Source organism: Cystobacter fuscus (genome assembly GCF_002305875.1).
GTDB lineage: Bacteria > Myxococcota > Myxococcia > Myxococcales > Myxococcaceae > Cystobacter > Cystobacter fuscus_A.
In genome coordinates this window covers 4,106,324-4,128,431 of sequence record NZ_CP022098.1, presented here as the reverse complement: position 1 = coordinate 4,128,431, position 22,108 = coordinate 4,106,324, and the positions used below count along the sequence as shown (strand labels likewise).

Annotated in this window: 18 protein-coding genes; 9 read left to right on the top strand and 9 right to left on the bottom strand. The window is 69.4% G+C overall.

Annotated elements, in window-relative coordinates:
- Nucleotides 1-32 precede the first annotated feature (32 nt).
- The 4 genes from tpiA to CYFUS_RS17005 all read right to left on the bottom strand — a co-directional run bounded on the left by tpiA (nt 33) and on the right by CYFUS_RS17005 (nt 6,001).
- A complete protein-coding gene (gene tpiA, locus CYFUS_RS17020; protein WP_095986182.1) occupies nt 33-812 on the bottom strand; it encodes a triose-phosphate isomerase in 780 nt (259 codons plus the stop codon).
- A gap of 50 nt (nt 813-862) precedes the next feature.
- Complete coding sequence (locus tag CYFUS_RS17015) at nt 863-2,053, bottom strand: phosphoglycerate kinase (protein WP_071898533.1); 1,191 nt, start codon at nt 2,051-2,053, stop codon at nt 863-865.
- Nucleotides 2,054-2,091: 38 nt separating this feature from the next.
- Entirely contained in the window at nt 2,092-3,102 is a 1,011-nt protein-coding gene (gene gap / locus CYFUS_RS17010) for a type I glyceraldehyde-3-phosphate dehydrogenase (protein WP_095986181.1), read from the bottom strand.
- A gap of 73 nt (nt 3,103-3,175) precedes the next feature.
- Nucleotides 3,176-6,001 carry an N-acetylmuramoyl-L-alanine amidase gene (locus CYFUS_RS17005; RefSeq protein WP_232537612.1) on the bottom strand — a complete coding sequence of 942 codons (2,826 nt, stop codon included), beginning with the start codon at nt 5,999-6,001 and terminating at the stop codon, nt 3,176-3,178.
- A gap of 84 nt (nt 6,002-6,085) precedes the next feature.
- Between CYFUS_RS17005 and CYFUS_RS17000 the strand changes: the two genes are divergently transcribed.
- On the top strand, nt 6,086-6,775 hold the full coding sequence (locus CYFUS_RS17000) for a diacylglycerol kinase family protein (RefSeq protein ID WP_232537611.1): 690 nt from the start codon (nt 6,086-6,088) through the stop codon (nt 6,773-6,775).
- A 138-nt stretch (nt 6,776-6,913) separates the two neighbouring features.
- On the opposite strand, the gene CYFUS_RS16995 is transcribed toward CYFUS_RS17000, so the two are convergent.
- The gene (locus CYFUS_RS16995; protein ID WP_095986178.1) at nt 6,914-7,114 is read right to left on the bottom strand and encodes a hypothetical protein; all 201 of its coding nucleotides are present in this window, start codon (nt 7,112-7,114) and stop codon (nt 6,914-6,916) included.
- Between the two features lie 309 nt (nt 7,115-7,423).
- Between CYFUS_RS16995 and CYFUS_RS16990 the strand changes: the two genes are divergently transcribed.
- From CYFUS_RS16990 to CYFUS_RS16965, 7 genes are all read left to right on the top strand, one after another.
- Complete coding sequence (locus CYFUS_RS16990; RefSeq protein ID WP_095986177.1) at nt 7,424-9,019, top strand: NAD(P)/FAD-dependent oxidoreductase; 1,596 nt, start codon at nt 7,424-7,426, stop codon at nt 9,017-9,019.
- A gap of 19 nt (nt 9,020-9,038) precedes the next feature.
- Nucleotides 9,039-9,410, top strand: coding sequence for a hypothetical protein (locus CYFUS_RS16985; RefSeq protein WP_095986176.1), 372 nt, complete (start codon nt 9,039-9,041; stop codon nt 9,408-9,410).
- A 158-nt stretch (nt 9,411-9,568) separates the two neighbouring features.
- The gene (locus CYFUS_RS16980) at nt 9,569-10,708 is read left to right on the top strand and encodes a class I SAM-dependent rRNA methyltransferase (protein WP_095986175.1); all 1,140 of its coding nucleotides are present in this window, start codon (nt 9,569-9,571) and stop codon (nt 10,706-10,708) included.
- Between the two features lie 147 nt (nt 10,709-10,855).
- Nucleotides 10,856-11,407, top strand: a complete 552-nt coding sequence (locus CYFUS_RS54535; RefSeq protein WP_420042693.1) for an OB-fold nucleic acid binding domain-containing protein — start codon at nt 10,856-10,858, stop codon at nt 11,405-11,407.
- The gene (locus CYFUS_RS16975; protein WP_420042692.1) at nt 11,371-12,351 is read left to right on the top strand and encodes an HD domain-containing protein; all 981 of its coding nucleotides are present in this window, start codon (nt 11,371-11,373) and stop codon (nt 12,349-12,351) included. Before CYFUS_RS54535 ends, CYFUS_RS16975 begins: the two co-directional genes overlap by 37 nt.
- Nucleotides 12,352-12,354: 3 nt before the next feature.
- On the top strand, nt 12,355-14,310 hold the full coding sequence (locus CYFUS_RS16970; RefSeq protein WP_095986174.1) for an HD domain-containing phosphohydrolase: 1,956 nt from the start codon (nt 12,355-12,357) through the stop codon (nt 14,308-14,310).
- Between the two features lie 389 nt (nt 14,311-14,699).
- Complete coding sequence (locus CYFUS_RS16965; RefSeq protein WP_232537610.1) at nt 14,700-15,614, top strand: type VI immunity family protein; 915 nt, start codon at nt 14,700-14,702, stop codon at nt 15,612-15,614.
- Between the two features lie 7 nt (nt 15,615-15,621).
- On the opposite strand, the gene CYFUS_RS16960 is transcribed toward CYFUS_RS16965, so the two are convergent.
- Genes CYFUS_RS16960 through metG form a run of 3 tightly spaced genes read right to left on the bottom strand, consistent with a single transcriptional unit; the run spans nt 15,622 to nt 19,480 of the window.
- Nucleotides 15,622-16,395, bottom strand: coding sequence for a TatD family hydrolase (locus CYFUS_RS16960; RefSeq protein WP_095986173.1), 774 nt, complete (start codon nt 16,393-16,395; stop codon nt 15,622-15,624).
- A complete protein-coding gene (locus tag CYFUS_RS16955) occupies nt 16,392-17,372 on the bottom strand; it encodes a HEAT repeat domain-containing protein (RefSeq protein WP_198316600.1) in 981 nt (326 codons plus the stop codon). The genes CYFUS_RS16960 and CYFUS_RS16955 overlap by 4 nt, the downstream gene beginning before the upstream one ends.
- A 2-nt stretch (nt 17,373-17,374) precedes the next feature.
- Complete coding sequence (metG, locus tag CYFUS_RS16950; protein ID WP_095986171.1) at nt 17,375-19,480, bottom strand: methionine--tRNA ligase; 2,106 nt, start codon at nt 19,478-19,480, stop codon at nt 17,375-17,377.
- Between the two features lie 113 nt (nt 19,481-19,593).
- On the opposite strand from metG, the gene CYFUS_RS16945 reads away from it, so the two are divergent.
- Nucleotides 19,594-20,400 carry an NRDE family protein gene (locus CYFUS_RS16945; RefSeq protein WP_095986170.1) on the top strand — a complete coding sequence of 269 codons (807 nt, stop codon included), beginning with the start codon at nt 19,594-19,596 and terminating at the stop codon, nt 20,398-20,400.
- A 178-nt stretch (nt 20,401-20,578) separates the two neighbouring features.
- Here the strand turns inward: CYFUS_RS16945 and CYFUS_RS16940 are convergent, their stop codons facing one another.
- Complete coding sequence (locus CYFUS_RS16940) at nt 20,579-22,105, bottom strand: DUF1501 domain-containing protein (protein ID WP_095986169.1); 1,527 nt, start codon at nt 22,103-22,105, stop codon at nt 20,579-20,581.
- Nucleotides 22,106-22,108: the final 3 nt, after the last annotated feature.

Sequence of the window (22,108 nt, the reverse complement as noted above, 5' to 3'; positions counted from 1 at the left end):
CGAACGGCGCGCTCGGTGACAATCTTCCTGACTTACGCCCCCACCGCGCCCTTGAGGATGCCCGCGAAGTCGCCCGCCTTCAGGCTCGCGCCCCCCACCAGCGCCCCGTCCACGTCCGGCTGGCCCAGCAATTCCGCCGCGTTGTCCGGCTTCACGCTCCCGCCGTACTGGATACGCACCCGCTCCGCCGTCCCCACGTCGTACAGCCGCCCGAGCTGCTCGCGCAGCGCCCGGTGCACCTCCTGCGCCTGGGCGCTCGTCGCCGTGCGGCCCGTGCCAATGGCCCACACCGGCTCGTAGGCGAGCACGAAGTTGGCCACCTCGGCCGCCTGGTAGCCCTTCAGCGCACCCAACACCTGCTGCTCCACCACGTCCTTCGTGCGGCCCGCCTCGCGCTCCGCCAGCGTCTCGCCCACGCACACGATGGGCGTCATCCCCGCCGCCAGCACCGCCCGGATGCGCTTGTTCACCGTCTCGTCCGTCTCGCCGAAGTACTGCCGGCGCTCGGAGTGGCCCAGGATGACGTAGGCGCACCCCACGTCCTTGAGCATCGGCGCGGACACCTCGCCGGTGAACGCCCCGCTCGCCTCCCAGTGGCAGTTCTGGCCGGCCAGCTTCAGCGCCGAGCCCTCCAGTTCCTTGGCCACCGCGGCGAGCGACACGAAGGGCGGCGCCACCGCCACCTCCACCCGATCCGCCGGCAGCGCGGCCGCCGGTCCCTTCAACTCCCGCACCAGCGCGAGCGCCTCGGAGAGCGTCTTGTTCATCTTCCAGTTGCCAGCGATGAGCTTGCGTCGCGTCGGTGCGGCCATGGGGACTGACTCCTCAGGAGGGAGGGTGGATGGAGCGGTGGTGAGGTGGACTACTTCGTCTCGAGCGCCTTGACGCCCGGCAGCTCACGGCCCTCGAGGAACTCGAGCGAGGCGCCGCCGCCAGTGGACACGTGGCTGAGCTTGACGCCCAGGCCCATCTCGTTGACGGCCGCGGCGCTGTCACCGCCGCCCACGATCGTCACCGCGTTCTTGTTGGCCACCATGGCCTCGGCCACCGCGCGCGTGCCCGCGGCGTAGCGCTCCACCTCGAACATGCCCATGGGGCCGTTCCACACCACCGTCTTGGCGTTGCGGATGTGCTCGGCGTACATGGCGCGCGTCTTGGGGCCGATGTCCAGGCCGATGAGGTCCGCGGGGATGGCCCGGTCGGGCACCTCGCGCAGCGGGCCCTTGTCGCCCAGCTCCGTGCTGCAGATGTGATCGATGGGCAGCACGAGCGACGTCTTGAGCCGCTGCGCCGCCTCGAGCAGACGCGTGGCCATGGACAGCTTGTCCTCCTCCACGCGGCTCTTGCCCACCTCAATCCCCTGCGACTTGAGGAAGGTGTAGGCCATGGCGCCGCCGATCAGCAGCGCGTCCACCTTGGGCAGCAGGCTCTCGATGACCTTGATCTTGTCGCTCACCTTCGAGCCACCCAGGATGGCCACGAAGGGCTTGGCCGGGTTCTTGATGGCCCCGCCCAGGTACTCCAGCTCCTTGCGCATGAGCAGGCCGGCGCCCTTCTCCTTCACGTGGGGCACCATGCCGGCGGTGGAGGCGTGCGCGCGGTGCGCGGTGCCGAAGGCGTCGTTGATGTAGACGTCGGCGAAGGAGGCCAGCTCTCGCGCGAAGGCCTCGTCGTTGGCCTCCTCCTCCTTGTGGAAGCGCAGGTTCTCGAGCATGAGCACCTGCCCTTCCTTCTGATCCTTCACCAGCTTGCGCACGCCGTCGCCCACACAGTCATCGGCGAGGATGACCTCGTGCTTGCCGCCGAGCAGCTCGGACAGGCGCGAGGCGGCCGGCTCCAGGGACAGCTTGGGCTCCACGCCCTTGGGGCGTCCCAGGTGCGAGGCGAGGATCACCTTGCCGCCCAGGTCCAGGGCCTTCTGGATGGTGGGCAGGGCCTCGCGGATGCGGGTGTCGTCGGTGATGCGGCGGCCTTCCAGGGGAACGTTGAAGTCCACCCGGATGAAGACGCGCTTGCCGGTGAGCTGCATGTCGTCGATGTAGCGGATCGTCATCGTTCCCTCTGGTTCGTCCGTGTTGACGGGCTCGGGGATTACAGGCCCTTGGAGGACAGGAACTTGGCCACGTCCACCATGCGGTTGGAGAAGCCCCACTCGTTGTCGTACCAGGCCATCACCTTGGCGAGGTTGTCGCCCATGACCATGGTGTTGGTGGAGTCGAAGATGGAGGAGTGCGGGTTGCCGTTGTAGTCGACGGACACGGTCTGCTCGTCGTTGTACTGGAGGATGCCCTTGAGCGGACCCTCGGCGGCCTTCTTGAAGGCGTCGTTGATGGCCTCGACGGTGGCGTTCTTGGAGAGCACCACGCTCAGGTCCACCAGGGACACGTTCGGGGTGGGCACGCGCACCGCCATGCCGTGCATCTTGCCCTTGAGGCTCGGCAGCACCTCACCGATGGCCTTGGCGGCACCCGTGGACGAGGGAATCATCGACAGGGCGGCGGCGCGGGCGCGGCGCAGGTCCTTGTGCGGCAGGTCCAGGATGCGCTGGTCGTTGGTGTAGCTGTGGATGGTGGTCATCACGCCCTTCTCGATGCCGAAGGAGTCGGTGAGGACCTTGGCCACGGGCGCCAGACAGTTGGTGGTGCACGAGGCGTTGGAGAGGATCTGGTGCTTGGCCGGATCGTACTGATCGTGGTTGATGCCGTAGGCGATCGTGAAGTCCGGGTTCTTCGACGGCGCGGAGACGATGACCTTCTTGGCGCCCGCGTTCACGTGCTTGATCGCACCCTCGCGCTCGGTGAAGTGGCCCGTGCACTCCAGGATGATGTCCGCGCCCAGCGACTTCCAGGGCAGCACGGAGGGATCCTTCTGGGCCGTGACGGCGATCTCCTTGCCGTCGATGACGATGGCCTTGTCGGTGGCCTTCACGGTGCCCGGGAAGATGCCGTGCACGGAGTCGTACTTGAAGAGGTGCGCCAGGGTGGCCGGCGAGTCGAGATCGTTGATGGCGACGAACTCGAGGTTCTCCTTGCGGGCGAGCGCGGCGCGCAGCACGCAGCGGCCGATACGACCGAATCCGTTGATGGCAATCTTGGTGGCCATGTTCAAGCTCCTTGAGCGGGGAATGGGGCTGGGACGAAAAGGCGGGCGACCGTAGGCATGGGCGGCACGCGAGTCAACGCTCTCCGCGAGGCAAATGACGTGTCCGCCGTCGTTGCACAAGACGCAACAGCAACAGTCCCGCCAGGGAGGCCGTTCCCCCCCCCGCCCCGCAGCCGCAGCCGCCCCGCTCCTCGCCGTAGGAGCCGGGAACCTGCTCGAGGGTGCACGGGAATGCGCCCCCCAGGGAGCTCAAGCCGCTCGAGTCCAGGTCCAGCGGCAGGGCCTCCTCCGCCCCGGGCGCCGGGGGCGGCGACGCCAACACCCCCGCCCGGGCCAGGAAGGCGCCCATCAGGTAGGCGCGGCGCTCGGGCGTGACGACGCCCTCGAAGGGCACACCCAGGAAGAGGACCTGTCCCCCCGGCGCGGAGAGGATGCCCGCCGCCGTGTCCGCCCCGGAGTAGCCCAGCACCGGCTGGCCCCCCTCCCCCGGCCGGAGCACGTCCGTCGCGCCCACCGGGAAGGAGCCCCGCCGCCCGTCATCCAGCAGCGAGCCCGCCAGACCCGGGAAGAGGCCATCCGTGAGCCCTCCCACCCGAGGCGCCGACAGACCACACACTGGCCGGGCGTGCAGGATGTCCGTCAGGAAGGCGACGTCCTCGGCGCTTCCCACCGCGAGCGCGGAGGCGATCTGACTGCCCGACAGCAACAGGTGCCCGCCCCCGAGCACGAAAGCGCGCAGCAGGGCCTGTTCCGTGGCATCGGGACCCCGGCTCCGGGCCTGTCCCCGCCCGGAGAACCAGTCCAACACCGGGTAGCCCACGGGGGTGAGCAGGCCCGCGGCGATCGCCTCGCTCGTCGCGCTGTCGAAGGCCACGGCGTTGCGCGCGAGCGCGTCCCCATGGCGGCGCAGGGCCGTCCCGTCGTTCATCGCCTCCAGGAAGGCGCGCCGGGGCGAGCCCAGGTCGTACGCCGAGAGCTCCTCGACGCGCGCCATCGTCGCGTCCAGGGCCCGGAAGGCATTGACCACGAGCACCCGCGGCGCCCCGTCCGTCGCGCCCACGCCCACCACGTCCGAGGGGAAGGACTCGCCGCCCTCATTGAGGGCCGCAACCCGGAAGTAGCGCGTCGTGCCCGCCGCGAGCGGCAGGGAGATGGACGTGGCGGTGGTGTCCATGCCCTCGTCCCAGGCCAGCCCGTCCGTGCTCTGGTAGACGCGATAGCCCGTGGCCGGATGTTGAGGAGGCACGGCCCCGTCCGGGTCCGCGGGGGGCGCCCACTTCACCTCGACCTGGCCACCTCCCGCGTTGCGGGCCGCCACCGCCGAGGGCGGTTCGGGGGGCAGGTGGATGACGGGAGCTTGACCCTCCGGGGCATCCCGGGTGGCGAAGTACTTGATGAGGCCATGGAGGAAGGCCCGCGCGGCGACGCGCCGGAAGTGCGGCTCCTTGAGCCACGCGGCGTCCTGGGCGTTGTCATGGTAGGCCACCTCCACCAGCACGGAGGGGATCTCCGGATTGTGTCTCGGGTTCACCTCGCCCAGGTTCGCCGAGCGCAGGCCGCGCACCCGCCAGTTCGGTTCGATCTCCCGCTTCAGGTCCACCGAGAGTTCATCCAGCAGGCTCTGCGCGAGCTCCGGACTGCCAACCACCGCCTCACCCGGGATGTATTTGCCATCCACGGGATTGGGCCCGTAGACGTAGGCCTCCGTGCCCCGCACGGTTCCATTCGCCGAGGCATTGGTGTGCCAGGCGACGTACACGGCGTCCTCGCCATCCTCGTGCAGCCAGGCCGCGAAGCGCGGGCGGGCGGAGACGTCGTCGTTGCGCTCGTTGGAGAGCGCGTTGGTCCCCGAGGGAGCGAACACCTCGGGCGGCGCGCCGCTGAACTGGGTGTGGTAGCGCGCGCACTCCTCGGAGCGCGAACGCGCGAGTGGGCCCAGCTTCTCATCCCCGATATCGCCCGAGCCTCCGCCCAGGCGCACGGCGTCCAGTGACACGGTGCCCGCCTCGGCCGAGTCGTTGAACGCCATCACCGACGCCGACTCCGCCGGAGCGCCCGCCCGGAAGTAGAAGCGGCCGAGCAACACCCACGTGCCCCCGTGGCGGCGCTGGTTCACGCGGAAGTGGCTCTCGCCGCCCGCGTGCCGCACCACGTAGTGCGCGTCGGTGACCCGGCTCGGGTCCGAGCCATAGGAGACATACACGTGGTAGGCGCCGTCCGCGGGCACCCGGGGCGCCCAGGTGGCATGGGCCGTGGCCGTGGCTGCGGCCGTCATGAGCCGGGTGTCTCCCAGCTTGAAGGGCTGCACCGCGTTGCCCATGGGCACCGGCGGCACGCCCCATCCAGAGGCAGCGCCCGTGCTGGAGAAGAGGTCCGCGGGACCCGCCTCCGAGTACCCCACCCCGCCGTTGTCGAGTGCCACCCCCTGGGGGTTCAGATCCGGCTCGCGCACCGGCACCACCGTGGCGCCCGCCCCCATCAGCATCGGCAGCAGGAACTGGTCCATCGTCTCGAGGGACACCAGATCCTCGACGACGTCGTTCGTGTTGCCGCGCTGGGTGGCCCACCGGCCCAGGGGCGAGCTGCGGTAGAAGCCATGCCCCGGGCTCAGGTAGATGGTCTTCCCCGACAGCGCCCCGGTGCGCAGGCGCGTCTGGGGCACCCCCGACAACGCGGAGATACCGGAGCCGCGCTGCTCGCGGCGCACCAGGGCGGGCTCGGCGGGCGACCAGCGGGTTTCGTGGGGCCGGGGGCCGGGCAAGGGCACGTACTCCGCGTCCGGGGGTTCCAGCCCACAGGCGTGAGCAGTGTCTTCTTCCTGCGCCTGGCTGGTTCCAGGCCAACAGAAGATCGTGAGCAACACCCAGACAGTGGTACGGAGGGATGCAGGAAGTGCCATGAGGCGCCGGACGTTAGGACCCGGCGCGAGGCCTGCCAATCGAACTCGTGGGTGCCCACCCACTCTCTCGCTAACCTGTCCCCGATGAGTTCCCCCGCCCCCTACTCCCCACCACCTCCCCCGGAGACGCACCGGCCTCCCGCCTACGCCTCGCGAGGCGGCACGGGCGTGCTCGCCTCCTTCCGCCATGCCTGGAACGGGCTCATCCACACCGCCGTGCACCAGCGCAACATGCGCGTGCACCTGGTCTCCGCCGTGCTCGTGGGACTCGTGGGCAGTGGCATCCCCCTGGGCGTCGCCGAGAAGGTCATCCTCATCTTCTGCGTCCTGCTCATCTTCTTCGCGGAGATCCTCAACAGCGCGCTCGAGCACCTGGTGGACCTGGCCACCCGGCACTTCGACGAGAAGGCCCGGCTCACCAAGGACGCCGCCGCGGCGGGCGTGCTCGTGCTCGCCATCGGCACGGTCGTCATCTTCGTCGCCATCCTCGTGAACAACTGGGAGACGGTCGCCGACAGCGGCCCTCAAATCGCCCGGCAGGTAGCGCTCGGCCTGCCGCTCGCCGTGTGCGTCACCCTGCTGGTGCTTCCCCACCAGCGCGCCCGCTGGGTGGATGTGTCCGCCGTCGTGGTGGGCGCCCTGCTGCTCGGTGCACTCGCCGCGTACTCGGTCAGCTCCGTCTTCACCGCCATGAACGCGGGCCTGTTCATCCTCGCCGCGTCCGCCGCGCGCCAGCGGCGCCGGGAGCAGGCCGCCGCCCGTCCGCCCGGGTGACGAGCCCCCCGGAAACGAAAAAACCGGCTCGAGGCCGGTTTCGTGTACCGCATTCGCCGTGCCGCCTGGGGGCGCTCGAGCCCCGGGACCCGCCCGGAACCCGGCTCACCCGCCAGGGACAGTCCGCATTCTAGGCGGTCAGGCCTCCTGGCGGAAGTCCGGCCGGCTCTCGGGGCTCCCCTGCGCGACGTTGGCGTGCACCCCCTTGAGGTCCTCCGACACCAGATCCAACAACTCGGTGGCCATGCCGATGATCTGCATGGGGGTGTAACCGTCCGCGCGGAGCTGATTGAAGAAGGTCTGGGCGAGGAGACGGGTCTTCTGCTTGTTCGCGTTCAAGGTCGTTTCCTCCAGAAACAGTGGGACCGCGTAGTCACGGGAGAATCATTCTTCAACCCCCGTGCCAGACGTCGACCCGTGGACGGATTTCCCATGCACTCCAAGGAGTTAGGAAGAGCCCGGGGGTGGCATACGGTCCCTCGGCTGCGAACGGGTCTTCGCACTTGCCCGGCGCGCGTGGGGATGGACCTCGGCGGAGTGCGTCATCCGGTTCGCACCTGGGGGAATCTCCACTGTTGGCTTGCTTGCATTCCAGGCACTGGGTGGCGCACATACGCGCTCGTCGTCGGCTGAGGAGAAGAGCGTCGCATGGCTTATCGGGTGAACAACATTGGGTTGTGGTTGGACGAGCCGGAGGAGCTGCTGGGCCAGCGTGCGGCCGAGAAGCTCGGGGTGACGCGAGGCGATCTCCAGTCCGTGCGCGTGGTGCGCGCGGTGCTCGATGCGCGCAAGAAAGGCAGCCCTCGCTATATCTATACGCTGGAGGTGGAACTCGCTCCGGGCCGGGTGCCACCGCGGCTGCCGCCGGACGTGGGGGAGACGCCGCCTCCGCCCGAGCAGCCCGCGCGCGTGAAGGAGCCCGAGCGCCTGCCGCTCATCATCGGCACCGGCCCCGCGGGCCTCTTCTGCGCCCTGGCGCTGCTGGAGCGCGGCGTGCGCACCATCCTCGTCGAGCGGGGCCGGGAGGTCGTGGCGCGGCGCAAGGACGTGGCGAAGCTCATGCGCGACGGCACGCTGGACCCGGAGAGCAACATGAACTTCGGCGAGGGCGGCGCGGGCGCGTACACGGACGGCAAGCTGTCCACGCGCATCAACCACCCCCACGTGCGCAAGGTCATCGAGACGTTCGCCCGCTGCGGCGCGCCGGACCACATCCTCATCGAGGGCAAGCCGCACATCGGCTCGGACCTGTTGCCCGGCGCGGTGGCGCGCATCCGCGAGGAGCTCATCGCCGGCGGCAGCCAGGTGCTCTTCGAGCACAAGGTGGAGGAGGTGCTCGACCGCGACGGGCGGGTGACGGGCGTACGGCTGGCGGACGGACGCGTGCTGGAGAGCGACCGGGTGGTGCTCGCCCCGGGCAACTCGGCGCGTGAGCTCTACGAGCGCTTCGCCGCCGACGGGCGCGTGGTCATCGAGCCCAAGCCCTTCGCGCTCGGCTTCCGGGCGGAGCACCCCCAGGGGCTCATCAACTCCATCCAGTACGGCAGCGCGGCGAAGAACCCGAAGCTGCCCCCGGCCGACTACAAGCTCGCGGAGAACCTGGACGTGAACGGAGAGGTGCGCGGCATCTACTCCTTCTGCATGTGCCCGGGCGGCATCGTGGTGCCCACGCCCACGCAGGACGGGCTGCAGTGCACCAACGGCATGAGCAACTCGCGCCGCAACGCGAAGTACGCCAACGCGGGCATCGTCGTGACGGTGTCCGTGGAGGACTTCGAGCGCGAGGGCTTCCGCGGTCCGCTCGCGGGCCTGGAGTTCCAGCGGCACTGGGAGTCCAAGGCGTACGAGCTGGGCGGAGGGAAGTTCTTCGCCCCCGCGCAGACCATCCCCGACTACCTCGCGGGCCGCGTGAAGAAGGATCCGGGCGGCACCAGCTACCGGCCGGGCCTGGCGCACACGGACCTCAACCGCCTCTTCCCCGAGCGTCTCACCCAGTCGCTCAAGCAGGCGCTCAAGGCGTTCGACCGCAAGATGCGCGGCTTCGTGAGCGACGAGGGCAAGCTCATCGGCATCGAGAGCCGCACCAGCTCGCCCGTGCGCATCACCCGCGGCGAGGACATGCAGTCCGTCTCCATGCGCGGCCTCTACCCCGCGGGCGAGGGCTGCGGCTACGCTGGAGGCATCGTTTCCTCGGCCATTGATGGACTGCGCGTGGCTGAGCAGATTGCGGCCGAACTGGCCTGACTCGACCCGGGAGGGCACGATGCGCTACCACGTACGTACGCCGGACGGAGAGCTGGACTACCTCTCTTTCAGGGAGGTGGAGTTGGCGTACATGCAGGGCCTCGTGGGCCCCGATGACGAGGTGCGCGAGGAGGGACAGACCCTCTGGCGCAAGGCCTCGACCATCCCCGTGCTCGCCCGCGCGAAACCTCCCGCCCGGGGCTGGAAGGCCCGGACCCAGGGGATGACCGTGGTGGGCTCGGTGCTGCTGGCCTTCTGGGCGCTCATGCTCATCGCCAGCGACTCCTGGCCCCGGCGCGCCCTGGGCATCGTGCTCGCCCTGGCCACGAGCGCGCTGCTCACCCGCGTCACCTACAAGGCATTCAAGCGGCCGGGCGCTCCCCGGAGCTGAGCGGCCATCCAGCCGAGCGTTCCGCCCCGCCTGCTCCCCTTCCCTCCAGCGCGGCGTTTGGCGCCCGAGACCGAAATCGTCCTCCCGTCAACGACTGTTCCTTTCAGTGCGGAACATTCGGAGCGCGTCATTCGGCCGACGCCGAGGGGAGGACGAACTTGGTCAACACCTATCTGTCCCGAGAAGCGGCACGAAGGCTGAAGCACGGAGCCCCCTGGGTTCGCCGGGAGGACATCGTCTCCATCGAGGGGACGCCCGCGCTGGGCGAAGCCGTCCAGCTGAGGGACGAGCAGGGCCAGCTGCTCGGCCTGGCGGACGTGGACCTCGAGGCCTCCTACGCGGTGCGCCGCCTGGGCTATGCCGACGAGACCGCCGAGGGCCTCATTCCCCGTCACGTGCGCCACGCCTTCGAGCGCCGCGCGCTCACCGTGGACGATCCGCGCTTCTGCCGCGTCATCAACGACGATGGGGACGCGCTGCCCGGGCTCATCGTGGACAGGTATGACCGGCACCTCGTCGTCCAGACGCTCACGCGCGCCATGGACGCCCGGCTGCAGGAAATCACCCGCGCCCTCGTCGAGGTGAGCGGCGCGGAGTCCGTGCTGCTGCGCAACGACACGCCCCGGCGCCGCCAACTGGGCCTGCCCTCGCAGCGCCCCCACGTGCTGCACGGCACCCCTCCCCGCTGGACGCGCGTGCTGGAGCTGGGCGCCCGCTTCACGGTGGACCTGCAATACGGCTCGGGCGTGGGCTACCCGTACGATCAGCGTGAGCTGCGCCGCTTCCTGGCCCGGCTCTCCCAGGGCGCGCGGGTGTTGGATCCGAGCTGCCACGTGGGTGGGCTCTTCGTCCACGCCGGACGCCATGGCGCCCGCTCCATCCTCGCCTTCGACAGCGACGCGGACACGGCGGACCTGGCGCGCGAGAACGGCGAGGCCAATGGCCTGCTGGGCCGGCTCCAGGTGGAGCGCGGCAACGCACTCGACGTGCTCCACGGCGTTCAGGACACCTTCGATCTGGTGCTGCTGGACACCCCCGATGCGACCTCCTCGGAGACCTTCGTCGAGCTGGTGCGCCTGGGCCTGCGCGCCACCCGCCACGGCGGCGTCATCCTCATCGTCGGCTACCACCCGCCCCTGCCCATGGGCGGCTTCGACAACCTGGTGGCCGAGGCGTGCGAGCAGGAGGAGCGCCGCAGCTTCCGCATCGCCCGCTTCGGCCTGCCGCCGGATCACCCCACCCTGGTGGGCTTCTCCGCCACCGACTACCTGTCGGGCATCGCGCTCGAGGCGAGCTGACGCACTGACGCGCCGTGACGTCCCCACGCACGGCGCGCGGCACGTCCGGCGAGGTAGGGTCGGCGAGGGCAACGCGATCCCCCGGGAAGAAAGGACACGGAGCGCATCCACTCCGCCCCGGTGGTGGTAGTGTGCCGCGCCGAGATCATGACGACCGACAACAATCAGGCAACTTCCTCCTCCGCCTCCGAGGCCTCCGTGGAAACGGTGCGCAAGGTGTACGCGAAGGATCTCCGCGAGAAGGACCCCGTCCACACCGTCTTCCGCGTGGCGCAGAAGAACCGCGTCACCGCGCGCAGTGGCAAGGTGTTCCTCTCGCTCGTGCTCACCGACAAGAGCGGTGAGATCGACGCGCGCGTCTTCGACAAGGTCGACGCCCTCGAGCCCACCTTCTCCACGGGCGACTACGCGCTCGTGCACGGCCACGTCATCGCCTTCCATGGCAAGACGCAGGTCGTCATCGAGGCGCTCGAGAAGCTGGATCCCGAGCCGCTCGACCCCAAGGAGTTCGAGCCCCCACCGGCACCCCCGCCCCGGCCGCCGCCGCCCCCGAGGAGTCCGCCGCGCCCAAGCGCGACGAGGCCCGCAAGGACGAGCCGGCCGCCCGGCGCGAGGAGTCCGCTCCCGCCAAGGGTGGCGAGGGCCCCGGAGGCGCTCGTGCCGTGGGGCAGATCCGCGAGCTGGTCACCGAGCGCGTGAACGATCCCAACGTGAAGGCGCTGCTGCTGGCCTTCCTGGATGACGCCCAGGTCGCCGCGGCCCTGCCGCACGCGCCCGCCGCCAAGGGCGTCCACCACTCCTACCGCGGGGGGCTGGCCGATCACCTCCTGTCGGTGCTGCGGCTCGTCCTGCGCGTGGCCGACCACTACCCCATGGCGGATCGCGACCTGCTGCTCGCCGGCGCCCTGCTCCATGACGTGATGCGGGTGGCGGAGACCTCCGCGGGCGGCGAGCCCACCGACGAGGGCCGGCTCGTGGGCCACCTGGTGCTCACGGCGCAGAAGATCCGTGAGAAGGCGCTCGGCATCCCCCACTTCCCGCCCCTGCTCGAGCAGCACCTCACCCACCTCGTCATCGCCCAGTTCGGCCAGGTGGAGAGCGGCTCGCCCCGGGTGCCCGTGACGCTCGAGGCGCAGATCATCCACTCGCTCACCTCGCTCGACGCGCGCATCGCCGCCTGGACGGACGCCATGCAGCGCGACCCCCACGATCGGTGGACCGAGAACCTCCGGTCCTACAACCGCTCGCTCTGGAAGGGTCCGGCGCCCACCTCGCGGGGCCGGGCGCCCGTGGAGGGCGGTGGCCGCCGCAAGAACAAGGACAAGGAGAAGAAGAACCGGGAGCGGCCGGAGAAGTCCGCGGGCGCGCCCTCGGGCGACGGCACCCCGGCCGAGGCCCGTCCCGAGCGCGCCGAGCGTCCGCCCAAGCCGCCGCGCGAGCCCCGTCCGCCGCGCGAGCCGCGGGAGGCCAAGGAGCCGCGTGAGCCTCGGGAGGCGCGCGAGCCTCGAGAGGCGCGCGAGCCCAAGCCGCCGCGCGAGCCGGTGAACGTGCCCAAGGAGCTGACGTTCAAGCCCTTCAGCGTGTTGACGGCGACGAAGGCGGAGCCCACCAAGCCCGAGGAGGGCTCGGACACGGAAGGTTGAGATATGCCGAAGCGGCTGGGTGAACGGCTCGTCGAAGCGGGCCTGGTCACGAGCGAGTCCATCCAGAAGGCGCTGGAGCACCAGAAGATCACCGGCCACCGGCTGGGGGATTGTCTGGTGGAGATCGGCCTGCTCCAGGAATCGGGGTTGCTGCGATTCCTGGCGGCCGAGTTCCAGACCCGCTTCGTCTCGGCGGAGAAGCTGGCCAAGGCGCGCATCGCCACCGAGGTGCTGGACAAGGTGCCCGTGCGGCTGGCGGAGGCGCAGAACGTGCTTCCGCTGGCGATCGATCCGGAGCGCAAGCTCCTGTCGGTGGTGGCGGCCGAGCCGCAGAACAAGAAGTTGATGGACGAGATCGCCCTGGTGACGGGCATGGCCGAGGTCTACGCGTACGTGGGCCTGCGCAGCTCCATCGCCGCGGCCATCCGCAAGCACTACTACGGGGACCCCACGGCCTTCGCGTCGCTGGAGCTGGGCGGCCACATGCGCGCGGACGTCAACGCGATGGCCTCCGCCTTCGAGGGCACCACCGGGACGGCGCCCAAGGCGAGCCTCCAGCTCCGGCTGGACTCGGAGACCCGCAACCGGCTGCAACGTCCGGGCACGCAGACGCGCGCGGGCACGCGGGGGGATGCGCTCCTCACCTCGCGCGGCACCGTGTCGGACGGCGACTACATCGAGACCTTGAACATCCTGGTGTCGATGATGGAGCGCGATCACAAGCACCACCGGGGACACTCGGCGCAGCTCGCGCGCCAGGCGGCGGTGGTGGCGCGGCGGCTGGGCATGGCGCCCAAGGACGTGACGGCGGTGAGCATCGCCGGCCTGCTGCACGACCTGGGCAAGCCCGCCGAGCGCCATTTCTGCCTGGCGAGCAACGCGGTGAACCCCGAGTGGATGGCCGAGGCGAAGCGCTACTGCCGCGTGCCCACCAAGCTCTTCGAGACGGTGAACCTGCCGGTGCAGGTGAACACCATGCTGGCGCAGCTCTACGAGGCCTATGACGGCTCGGGCACGCCCCAGGGAGCCAAGGGCGACGACATCACCCTGGGCGCGCGCATCCTCGCGGCGGTGGACAGCTACCTGGAGCTGACGAAGAACCCGGCCAACGCGCTCGGCAAGCTGCACAGCAAGGCCAGGGCGATCGAGCACCTGAAGGAGAACGCCGGGAAGCTGTACGATCCGCTGGTGGCGAGCATCGTCACGCAGGTGCAGAGCGGCGAGTTGCTGCGGCAACGGCTGGTCAACGACGGCCGGCAGATCTTCATCGTGGAGCCCGAGCAGGGCACGCGGACCGGGCTGCTGGAGGCCGTGCAGAAGCAGGGGCTGGTGGCGTATGCGCTGTCGCTGCTGGACGGGGCGTACGACGCGCTGGCACATCAGGAGTGCGACGTGCTGGTGGTGGGGCTGAAGTTCGGCATCGACGAGGTGGTGGCCCTGCTGCAGGCGGTGCGCGCCTCGGCGGAACACGCGGGCCTGCCCCTGGTGGTGCTCGGAGATCCGGACCCGGGCCTGCGCGAGCGGTTGATGATGTGCGGGGCGACGGCGGTGCTCCCCCCCACGGCGCTGGCCGAGGCGGCCCGGACGCTGAAGACCCTGTACGAGGATCGCATCCGGCACAACGGGCCCGCGCGGGTGGTGCGCGGAGGCATGGACGAGCTGCCCGGGCCGGAGCTGTTCAAGTGCCTGGGCGGGGGCAAGAAGTCGGGGCGGCTCCACCTCAAGTACCACGCCCATGAGGGCTTCCTGCACCTGGAGAAGGGCCGGGTCGTCTTCGCCTCCGCGGCGGGACAGAGCGGCGAGCAGGCCCTGCAGACGCTGCTGGGCTTCACCCAGGCCGACTTCCGCTACGATCCGGACTCGCTGCTGTTGGACGTGCCCCAGTTGGATCTGGAACTCGAGTCCCTGGCCCAGCGGATCGCCCCCCGCCGCTCCTCGGTGTACGTGCCCACGGTGTGAACAATAAACGCGAATCGCGAAGCACAGACAATTCGAACAGGGCCGCCGCGTGGGCTCTCGTCGTTCTCCTCCCGGCGTGTGCGATGTCACCGGGCAGGAGCGATTCCTTAAAGTAGCGCTCGATGTTCCGACGAGAAACGACATCGAGCGCACGTTGTCAGAATGCGCGGACATCGCCCGTTCGGAAGTCCTTCTCCGGCACGAGGGGGACTTCGCCGGTTTGACCCCCACTGCTGACGAATGCACAAGCAATGGGCGAAGAACGCGAGAAGCAAGGGGATGACGTGGGCCATGCAGTTGGGAACGGAGCTGCATGAAGAGGCGCTCGAGTGCGTGGAGGAGCGACTGAGCAAACTGCGTCCGGGACATGCCGCGCTTGGGAGTCATTCATGAATAGTGAGCCCTGGCCCCATATTCGCATCTATTCAGAGAAGGGACTTCTGGTCCTTCGAGATGGATTCAGCATTACAATCTATACACGGCACCCTCACGCGCAGATAGCGGAAGGGGCCCTGCGCTCGCTCGAACTTTATCTGAACGCGGTGGAGCCCGGTGCGCTTGGCTTGTACGCAGACCTGGATGGGTACTGGCAAAATCTCGATTCCACCGCCTGGAAGCTCATCCGAGATGAGCTTCGACACCCCACCCAAGCCCATATTGAGCTGGCAGATACCTCGGCCGTCCAAGCTCGCTATCGCTTCACCTACCATGGCAGCTCGTTTACTCCCCTCCCCTTCATCAGAGACACTTCGACATGGGTCTCGGCGATGTCTTGCTGGCTGCCCACGGAGTACCTGAAAGAGCGCGGTTTCGCGCAAGTGCGTGAACTCGTGATGGGAATGGCGTCGTGCTTTCCTTTCTGCTCTGGCCATGCAGGCCTCTCCCTTCATGCCCAGAACGACCTCCTGTCTCTGGAGAAGGTGTCTCGCGCGAGAGCGAACCGGTATCCAGGCATGGACATCGCGCTTTCTGCCCTTCCCACCCTGGATATTGGAACGAGGGTCAACGGTGTGCATTGGCTGAACTTCCTGGGCCCTCCCGTGCTGGACGCATTGGGGGGCATCGCGGGCCTCCGAGTCCGCTTGCACTCGCCAGACATCTCCGTTCAGGAAATGGAGGAGGGGCGGGCCGTCGTCACCCTCGGCGCCCATCCTGACGCCGGTGACATCGAGGAGGGACGCACGCTCCCCGCCTACCGGGAACTGGCGCGCGTCCTGGAGCCCTTCCTCTATCAACGACGCTATCTGCCGAACGAAGAGGTCCCCGAAGAGCTTCGCCGCTGGGAGCGCCGCTTCCTGGATTGAGCCGGGCTCACACGCGGAAGCCGAACAGCGCCGCCGCATTGGCCGTCGTCACCTCGGCCACCTGCTCGACGGAGACACCCTTGAGCTCGGCCACCTTCTTCGCCGTCTCGACCACGTACGAGGGCTCGTTCTTCTTGCCCCGGTAGGGCACCGGCGCCAGGTACGGGCTGTCCGTCTCCACCATCAGCCGCTCCAGCGGCGCGAAGCGCACGGCATCCTGGAGCGCCTCGGTCTTCTTGTAGGTGACGACACCCGATAGCGACAGCAGGAAGCCCAGCTCCAGGTAGCGCCGCGCCGCGTCCGTGTCCCCGGTGAAGCAGTGGATGACGCCCTGCCGCACGCCCTCCTCCTTGAGGATGGCCTCGCAGTCCTCGTGCGCGTCGCGCACATGCACCACGAGTGGTTTGCCCAGCTCGCGCGCCAGGGCGCACTGCCGACGGAACACCTGCGCCTGAACCTCCCGGGGCGAGTGGTCGTAGTAGTAGTCCAGCCCCGCCTCCCCCACCGCCTTGATCTCCGGCCGGGCGCAGGTGCTCGCCAGGTGCTCGAAGTCCGCCTCGGTGGCCTTCGCCGCGTCGTGCGGGTGGATGCCGAGCGTGGGCGTGAAGAAGTCCGGGTGGGCGGCGGCGATCTCCAGTGCCGCGCCCCAGTCTCCCGGCCCCTGGAACTGGCCGACGATGACGGCATGCACCAGACCCACGGCCCGGGCGCGCTCGAGCGCGACGTTCACCCGCTCGGCGTCGGAACGATCGAAGTGGCAGTGCGAATCCACGAGCTTCATGGCATCTCCTGGATGAGCTCGGTGAGCTCGGAACGGGCCTCGGCGGAGAACGCGGGCAGAGCCGCGCGCACCCGCGCCCGGCCCTCGGGAACGGCGAGCAACCACAAGCCCTCGGCGGCATCGAGCCGGAAGTCCTCGGGCACTCCGGGTTCATCGAGCAGCGCGAGCAGCCACGGCAGGGCACGCGCATCGCCCAGCCGCCCGAGGCCCCGCGCCGCCGCGCCCCGGCACTTGTCGCGGGGATCCACGACGATGGAGTGCAGCCGCTCCAGGGCGCCCGGGGCCTTCACCTCGCCACACAGCTCCACGGCGAGGGCCCGGTCCTGGGCCCAGTTCCACCGCCGCCGCTCGCTGCGCTTGAGCAGCCACGCCGCGCCCTCGGCGTCGCCCAGCCGCGCGAGCACCCCCGCCGCCTGGGTACGATCGAACGCGGGCAACAGCAGCCGGTGGAACAGCGATTTCACCGCGGACACAGCGCGCGCATCTCCCAGCTCGGCGAGCGCCCCGAGCGCGCGAAAGCGCAACAAGTCCTTGTCCAGGGCCTGGAGCAGCACCTCGAGCCCCGCGGGGTGCTGGAGCGAGGCCATGCCACGCGCGGCCTCGAAGCGGACCTCGAAGGAGGAATCCTCCAGGAAGCGGGCCAGGGAGCCGCGGCAGTCCGCCCGGACGAGGTCGGCCATCCGCCCGGCGGCCTCCAGGCGCACGAGGCTTTCCTCGTCGGAGGCCCGGGCGGCGAGAAAGCCCGGCAGCTCGTCGGCGGGAAGCACCGCGGTGGCCAGGCCCACGCCGGTGCGGCGCACCGCCACCTGCTTGTCCGCGAGCAGGCGGGGAAGGACGGGAGCCAGCTCGGGCGCGCGTGAGGCATCCTCGGCCGCGAGGTGGAAGAGCAGCTCCGCCGCCTCGGCACGCAGGCGCGGATCCCTGTCGTGCTCGAGGGAGAAGAGGGCCCGGTCCCGTTCGGCCCGCCAGTCCATCACGCTCACTTCACCTCGGAGCCCGGCGGCATGTCGCCCGGGTCCAGCAACGACAGGTTCTTGCCCCCGGAGCCCGCGGTGAGAATCATCCCGCGCGACTCGATGCCCCGCAGCATGCGCGGCTTGAGGTTGGCCACCACCACCACCTTGCGGCCCTGCACCTGCTCGGGTTGGAAGGCCTCGGCGATGCCGGAACAAATGGTGCGCGGCTGTCCTTCCCCGAGGTCCACTGTCAGCTTGAGCAGCTTGTCCGCCTTGGGCACGCGCTCGGCGGACAGGATGTGGCCCACCTTGAGCACCACCTTGGCGAAGTCGGTGATTTCAATCTCCCCGGGCTCGGCCTCGGCGGGCTTCGCCTCGGGAGCCTTGGCCTCGGCCGGCTTGGGCTCGGCGGCCTTCTTCTCGGCCTTGCCGCCCTTCTTCGTCTCCGGGGCGGGCTCGGCGGCGGGGGCCGCGCCGCCGAGGATGGCGTTGACGCGCTCCTCCTCCAGACGCGGCATGAGCGGCTCGGGGGTGCCCACGGGGCGGGCGCGGTCGAGCAGCGGGTAGCGCGCGGTGGCGAGCGCCTCGAAGGTGAGCGGCGGCGCGTTGAGCTGGGCGAAGAGCTTCTCCGTCACGCGAGGAATCACCGGCGTGAGCAGCGCACCCAACAGGTAGGCCACCTCGGCGGCGTCGCTCAGGTCGGCGCGAGCGGCCTCGGGGTCCGTCTTCACCTTGACCCAGGGGGCAGCGGTCTGGAGGAAGCCGTTGGCGGACTGGGAGATCTCGGTGATGACGCGGATGGCGTTGCGGTACTCGAGCTTCTCGTAGGCCTCGCGCACCTCGGGGACGCGGGCGAGCGCGGCCTCGACCAGGGCGCGGCCGGGGCCTTCCTTCGTCGCGGGAGCCAGCCGCTTGTCCAGCGCGGCGCCCGCGAGCATGGACAGGCTGCGGTTGGCGAGGTTGCCGATGTTGTTGACCAGCTCGCCGTTCACCCGGAGGCGGAAGTCCTTGAGGCTCAGGTCGAGGTCCTCGACGCCCGGGCCGAGGTTGGCCGCGTAGAAGTAGCGCAGGTAGCTCGGGTCCAGGTGCTCCAGGTAGGAGCGCGCGGGGATGAGCGTGCCGCGGCTCTTGGACATCTTCTCGCCGTTCACCGTGAGGTGGCCGTGGGCCTTGATGGCATCGGGCTGCTTGAGCCCGGCCACCTTGAGCACCGCGGGCCAGAAGAGCGCGTGGAAGTAGACGATGTCCTTGCCAATGAAGTGGATGATGCGCGCGTCACTGCCCTCGGACCAGAAGTCCAGGGCGCTCTTCGCCTTGCCCGTGGTCTGGGCCCACTTCTCCGTGGTGGCGATGTAGCCGATGGGCGCGTCCAGCCAGACGTAGAAGTACTTGTCCGTCTCGCCCGGGATGCTGAAGCCGAAGTAGGGCCCGTCGCGGCTGATGTCCCAGTCGGCCAGACCCTTCTCGAAGAAGCCCTGGAGCTGGGTGGCGAGGCCGGGGTTGATGAAGCCCTCGCGGCGCAGCGTCTGCTGGAGGAAGTCCGCGTGGCGCGACAGCTTGAAGAACAGGTGCGAGGAGTTGCGGCGCACGGGCGGCGTGCCACACAGCGCGCACTTCGGCTCGATGAGGTCCGTGGGCGCGTAGGCCTTGCCACACTTCTCGCAGGCGTCACCGTACTGCTCGGTGGCCTTGCAGTTGGGGCAGGTGCCCTTGATGAAGCGGTCGGGCAGGAAGCGCTTGTCGGTCTCGCAGTAGGCCTGCTCGATCTCGCGCTTCTCGATGTCACCGTGCTCCTTGAGCTTGCCGTAGATGAGCTCGGCGTAGTGCTTGTTCTCGGGCGAGTTCGTGGAGTGGAAGTAGTCGACGCTCACGCCGAAGTCGCGGAAGTCCGCCTGGTGCGCGTCGTACCACCGGCCGATGAACTCCTCGGGCTTGAGCCCCTGCTTGGCGGCGTTGATCTCGATGGGGGTGCCGTGGGTGTCGTCCGCGCAGAAGTAGACGACGTCCTTGCCGCTGGAGCGCAAGAAGCGGACATAGATGTCGGTCTGGACGTACTCGACGAGGTGGCCGATGTGGATGGGGCCATTGGCGTACGGCAGCGCGCTGGTGACGAGGATTCTCTGCGCCATGGGTTCTCCTGAAGGGCGGCGGACATTAGCCGCTCGCAGGGTCCGGGTCATCGGGAAGAAGCAGGCGGGCGTCCGGAGTGCATGGGAGCCCACGAGCTGTTATCGGATCCAGGATGTGTACCCTCCTCGCCTTCCGCCACGTCCACCCCGAGTGGCCACTCCTGCTGGCCGCCAACCGGGACGAGCGCCATGACCGCCCCGCCGAGGGGCCCCAGGTGCTCGTCCCCTCCCCCCGCATCATCGGAGGCCGGGACCTGGAGCGGCAGGGGACGTGGATGGGGGTGACGGAGCACGGCTTTTTCGTGGGTCTGACGAACCAGCGGGGCTCGGCCAACCTCATGCGCTCGCCCTACACCCGAGGGGAGGTCGTCCTGAACGCCCTGCGGGCCGGGAGCCAGGAGGGCGTCGAGGACTATCTGGCGGGGCTGGATGCCCGGCGGTTCCGTCCCTTCAACCTCCTCTATGGGGACGCGCTGCGGCTCCGGGTGGCCTATGCCCGTCCCGACGCGGAGCGGGTCCGCCTGGAAGACGTGCCCCCGGGCGTCCACGTGCTGTCCAACGACGTGCTCGATTCCCCGGCGCTCCCCAAGGTGCCGCGCGCCCGGGCCCTGGCCGAGCGCCTCGCCCACCAGTCCTGGCCGGAGCTGGCGCGGTCGCTCCAGACGCTGCTGGCGGACCACGTGCTCCCGGAGCACGGGCCGGACCCACTGCCGGAGGAGGACGGCCATCCGGAGCTGAAGGAATTCTTCCGCCAATGCCAGGCGCTGTGCATCCACACGCCGCACTATGGCACCCGCTCCTCGGCCATCGTCGCGCTGACGCCCGGCCGGGTGGCCCATTACCTCGCGTCCGACGTGGCCCCGTGCCAGGGGGCCTTCCGCGACGTCACCGCCCTGGTCTCCAGCCCCCCGGAGCACTGACGCACGGGGAAGGAAAATCGGCGGTCAGGAAGAATCGCGCCCCCGCGTCCCTGGAGAAGCTGCCCGGCCGGAGAGGCCCTACACGCTCTGGTATCGCCGAAAGGCGAGTGGTTCGACTCCACCCTGGGCCCGGATGGGTCCGCCAAAAAGCGGCTTCTCCACTCGGGCAGCGACTTTTCTATCCATCCACCATCATGAACCCGACCGTGGCGCTTTGCGCGGCGGCGGGGAATCCCCTCGCGACCGCCGAGTCGAGATAGTCCTTGATGTTGGGGAACACGTAGTCGCGCTCCGCGGTGGTCGACAAACCCATCCACTGCGCGACGGAGTGGGCGTACTGGTCCATGGACAACGTGGGAATCCAGCGGCCCTTCTCGTCGACGGTGTCGAGGTTGTTCGCCGCGTTGTTCGACAGGTCCAGGTTGGGGAAGGTGCCGTAGAGTCGGCGTCCGGCGACGCGATCCCCGAGGACGATGGCGTGGCTGCCCCAGCCATGGTCCGTTCCCCGGTTGGAGTTCTCCACGAGGGTGCGGCTGAAGTCGCTCATCGTGAAGAGCGTGGCCTGTGGCGCACTGGTGCCGAACGCCCCCTGGACCAGCACGAGCGCCTGGTAGAAGGCATCGAGCGCGAAGTCGAGCTGCCGGAACAGCGAGGCCTGGGTCGCGTCCTGCCCGATGTGGGTGTCGAAGCCGCCGAGTATCACCGAGAAGAGCTGGCGCTTGAGGCCCAGACCGCCACTGGCCACCGGGGTCGCCGCCGCCACGAGATCCCGGAGAACCTGGTAGAGCTGGGTGTGCAGCGACCAACCCCCACTGTCCTTGGGGGGGACGAACAGGGCCTCGATCGCGGCACGCGTCGCCTGGGGGAGCCGATTCCAGGCGACCTCCCGCGCGGCGGTGCGCGAGCTGGCGAAGGCCTGTGCCATGGCGAACGACCCGCCATAGGACGCCTCCAGGGTGACGCCGTTGTCGATGGCCAGCACCTGGGCGAGCGACTCCCGCTGAAGGGCATTGAAGGCGGCGTCGGTCGTCTCCTTGACACTCAGGACGCCGTTGGAGGCCACCATCAGCGGACGCCGTGTGGCGCCCTCGGTGAAGAGCACCTGGCCACTGCTGAACGAGGTCACCTCCGGATACTCTCCGGGATTCAGGCCGTGGATCTTGTCCGCGGTCCGGCCACCCCATCCGGTCGACTTTCCGATGAGCGCCAGGGGGAGGACGACGTTGGAGGGGTTCGCGATGCCGCTCGCCCAGGCCTCCTGCTGGTCCTCGTGGGAGAACAGGTTGTCCGGCCGCACCACCGTGCTCGAGGTGTAGTCCGACTTGATCATCGGCAGCACGAGCGGTCCCACGTTGCACACCACGGCGGCCCGCCCCTGCTCGAAGAGCGCCTGGAGCTTCGTGAGCGAGGGATGCAGCCCATAGGCACCGGCGGCGAGGCCCAGCGGGTTGATGGGCAACAGGTCCGTCTGCTTGAGACCAATGTTCGGCCGTGCCGCCATGTATTGGGCGTAGGGCGTCTCCAGCTTGGGCACGAGGAGGTTGTTGGAGTCGTTGCCGCCCAGAAGGCTGACACAGATGGCGGCGCGGTAACCGGAGTAGCCCGTGGCCGAGGCGGCGTTCGCCTCACCCGACCAGCGGGGAAGAGTGGCGGCGGCGGAGAGCAGGCCCGTGGCGCGAAGGAGTTGGCGGCGCGAGATCTTCATGGG

Bases quoted from the DNA above. Each gene is read 5' to 3' on its own strand.
- tpiA (WP_095986182.1), bottom strand. From the start codon at position 812: ATGGCCGCACCGACGCGACGCAAGCTCATCGCTGGCAACTGGAAGATG.
- CYFUS_RS17015 (WP_071898533.1), bottom strand. From the start codon at position 2,053: ATGACGATCCGCTACATCGACGACATGCAGCTCACCGGCAAGCGCGTC.
- gap (WP_095986181.1), bottom strand. From the start codon at position 3,102: ATGGCCACCAAGATTGCCATCAACGGATTCGGTCGTATCGGCCGCTGC.
- CYFUS_RS17005 (WP_232537612.1), bottom strand. From the start codon at position 6,001: ATGGCACTTCCTGCATCCCTCCGTACCACTGTCTGGGTGTTGCTCACG.
- CYFUS_RS17000 (WP_232537611.1), top strand. From the start codon at position 6,086: ATGAGTTCCCCCGCCCCCTACTCCCCACCACCTCCCCCGGAGACGCAC.
- CYFUS_RS16990 (WP_095986177.1), top strand. From the start codon at position 7,424: ATGGCTTATCGGGTGAACAACATTGGGTTGTGGTTGGACGAGCCGGAG.
- CYFUS_RS16985 (WP_095986176.1), top strand. From the start codon at position 9,039: ATGCGCTACCACGTACGTACGCCGGACGGAGAGCTGGACTACCTCTCT.
- CYFUS_RS54535 (WP_420042693.1), top strand. From the start codon at position 10,856: ATGACGACCGACAACAATCAGGCAACTTCCTCCTCCGCCTCCGAGGCC.
- CYFUS_RS16970 (WP_095986174.1), top strand. From the start codon at position 12,355: ATGCCGAAGCGGCTGGGTGAACGGCTCGTCGAAGCGGGCCTGGTCACG.
- CYFUS_RS16965 (WP_232537610.1), top strand. From the start codon at position 14,700: ATGAATAGTGAGCCCTGGCCCCATATTCGCATCTATTCAGAGAAGGGA.
- CYFUS_RS16960 (WP_095986173.1), bottom strand. From the start codon at position 16,395: ATGAAGCTCGTGGATTCGCACTGCCACTTCGATCGTTCCGACGCCGAG.
- metG (WP_095986171.1), bottom strand. From the start codon at position 19,480: ATGGCGCAGAGAATCCTCGTCACCAGCGCGCTGCCGTACGCCAATGGC.
- CYFUS_RS16945 (WP_095986170.1), top strand. From the start codon at position 19,594: ATGTGTACCCTCCTCGCCTTCCGCCACGTCCACCCCGAGTGGCCACTC.
- CYFUS_RS16940 (WP_095986169.1), bottom strand. From the start codon at position 22,105: ATGAAGATCTCGCGCCGCCAACTCCTTCGCGCCACGGGCCTGCTCTCC.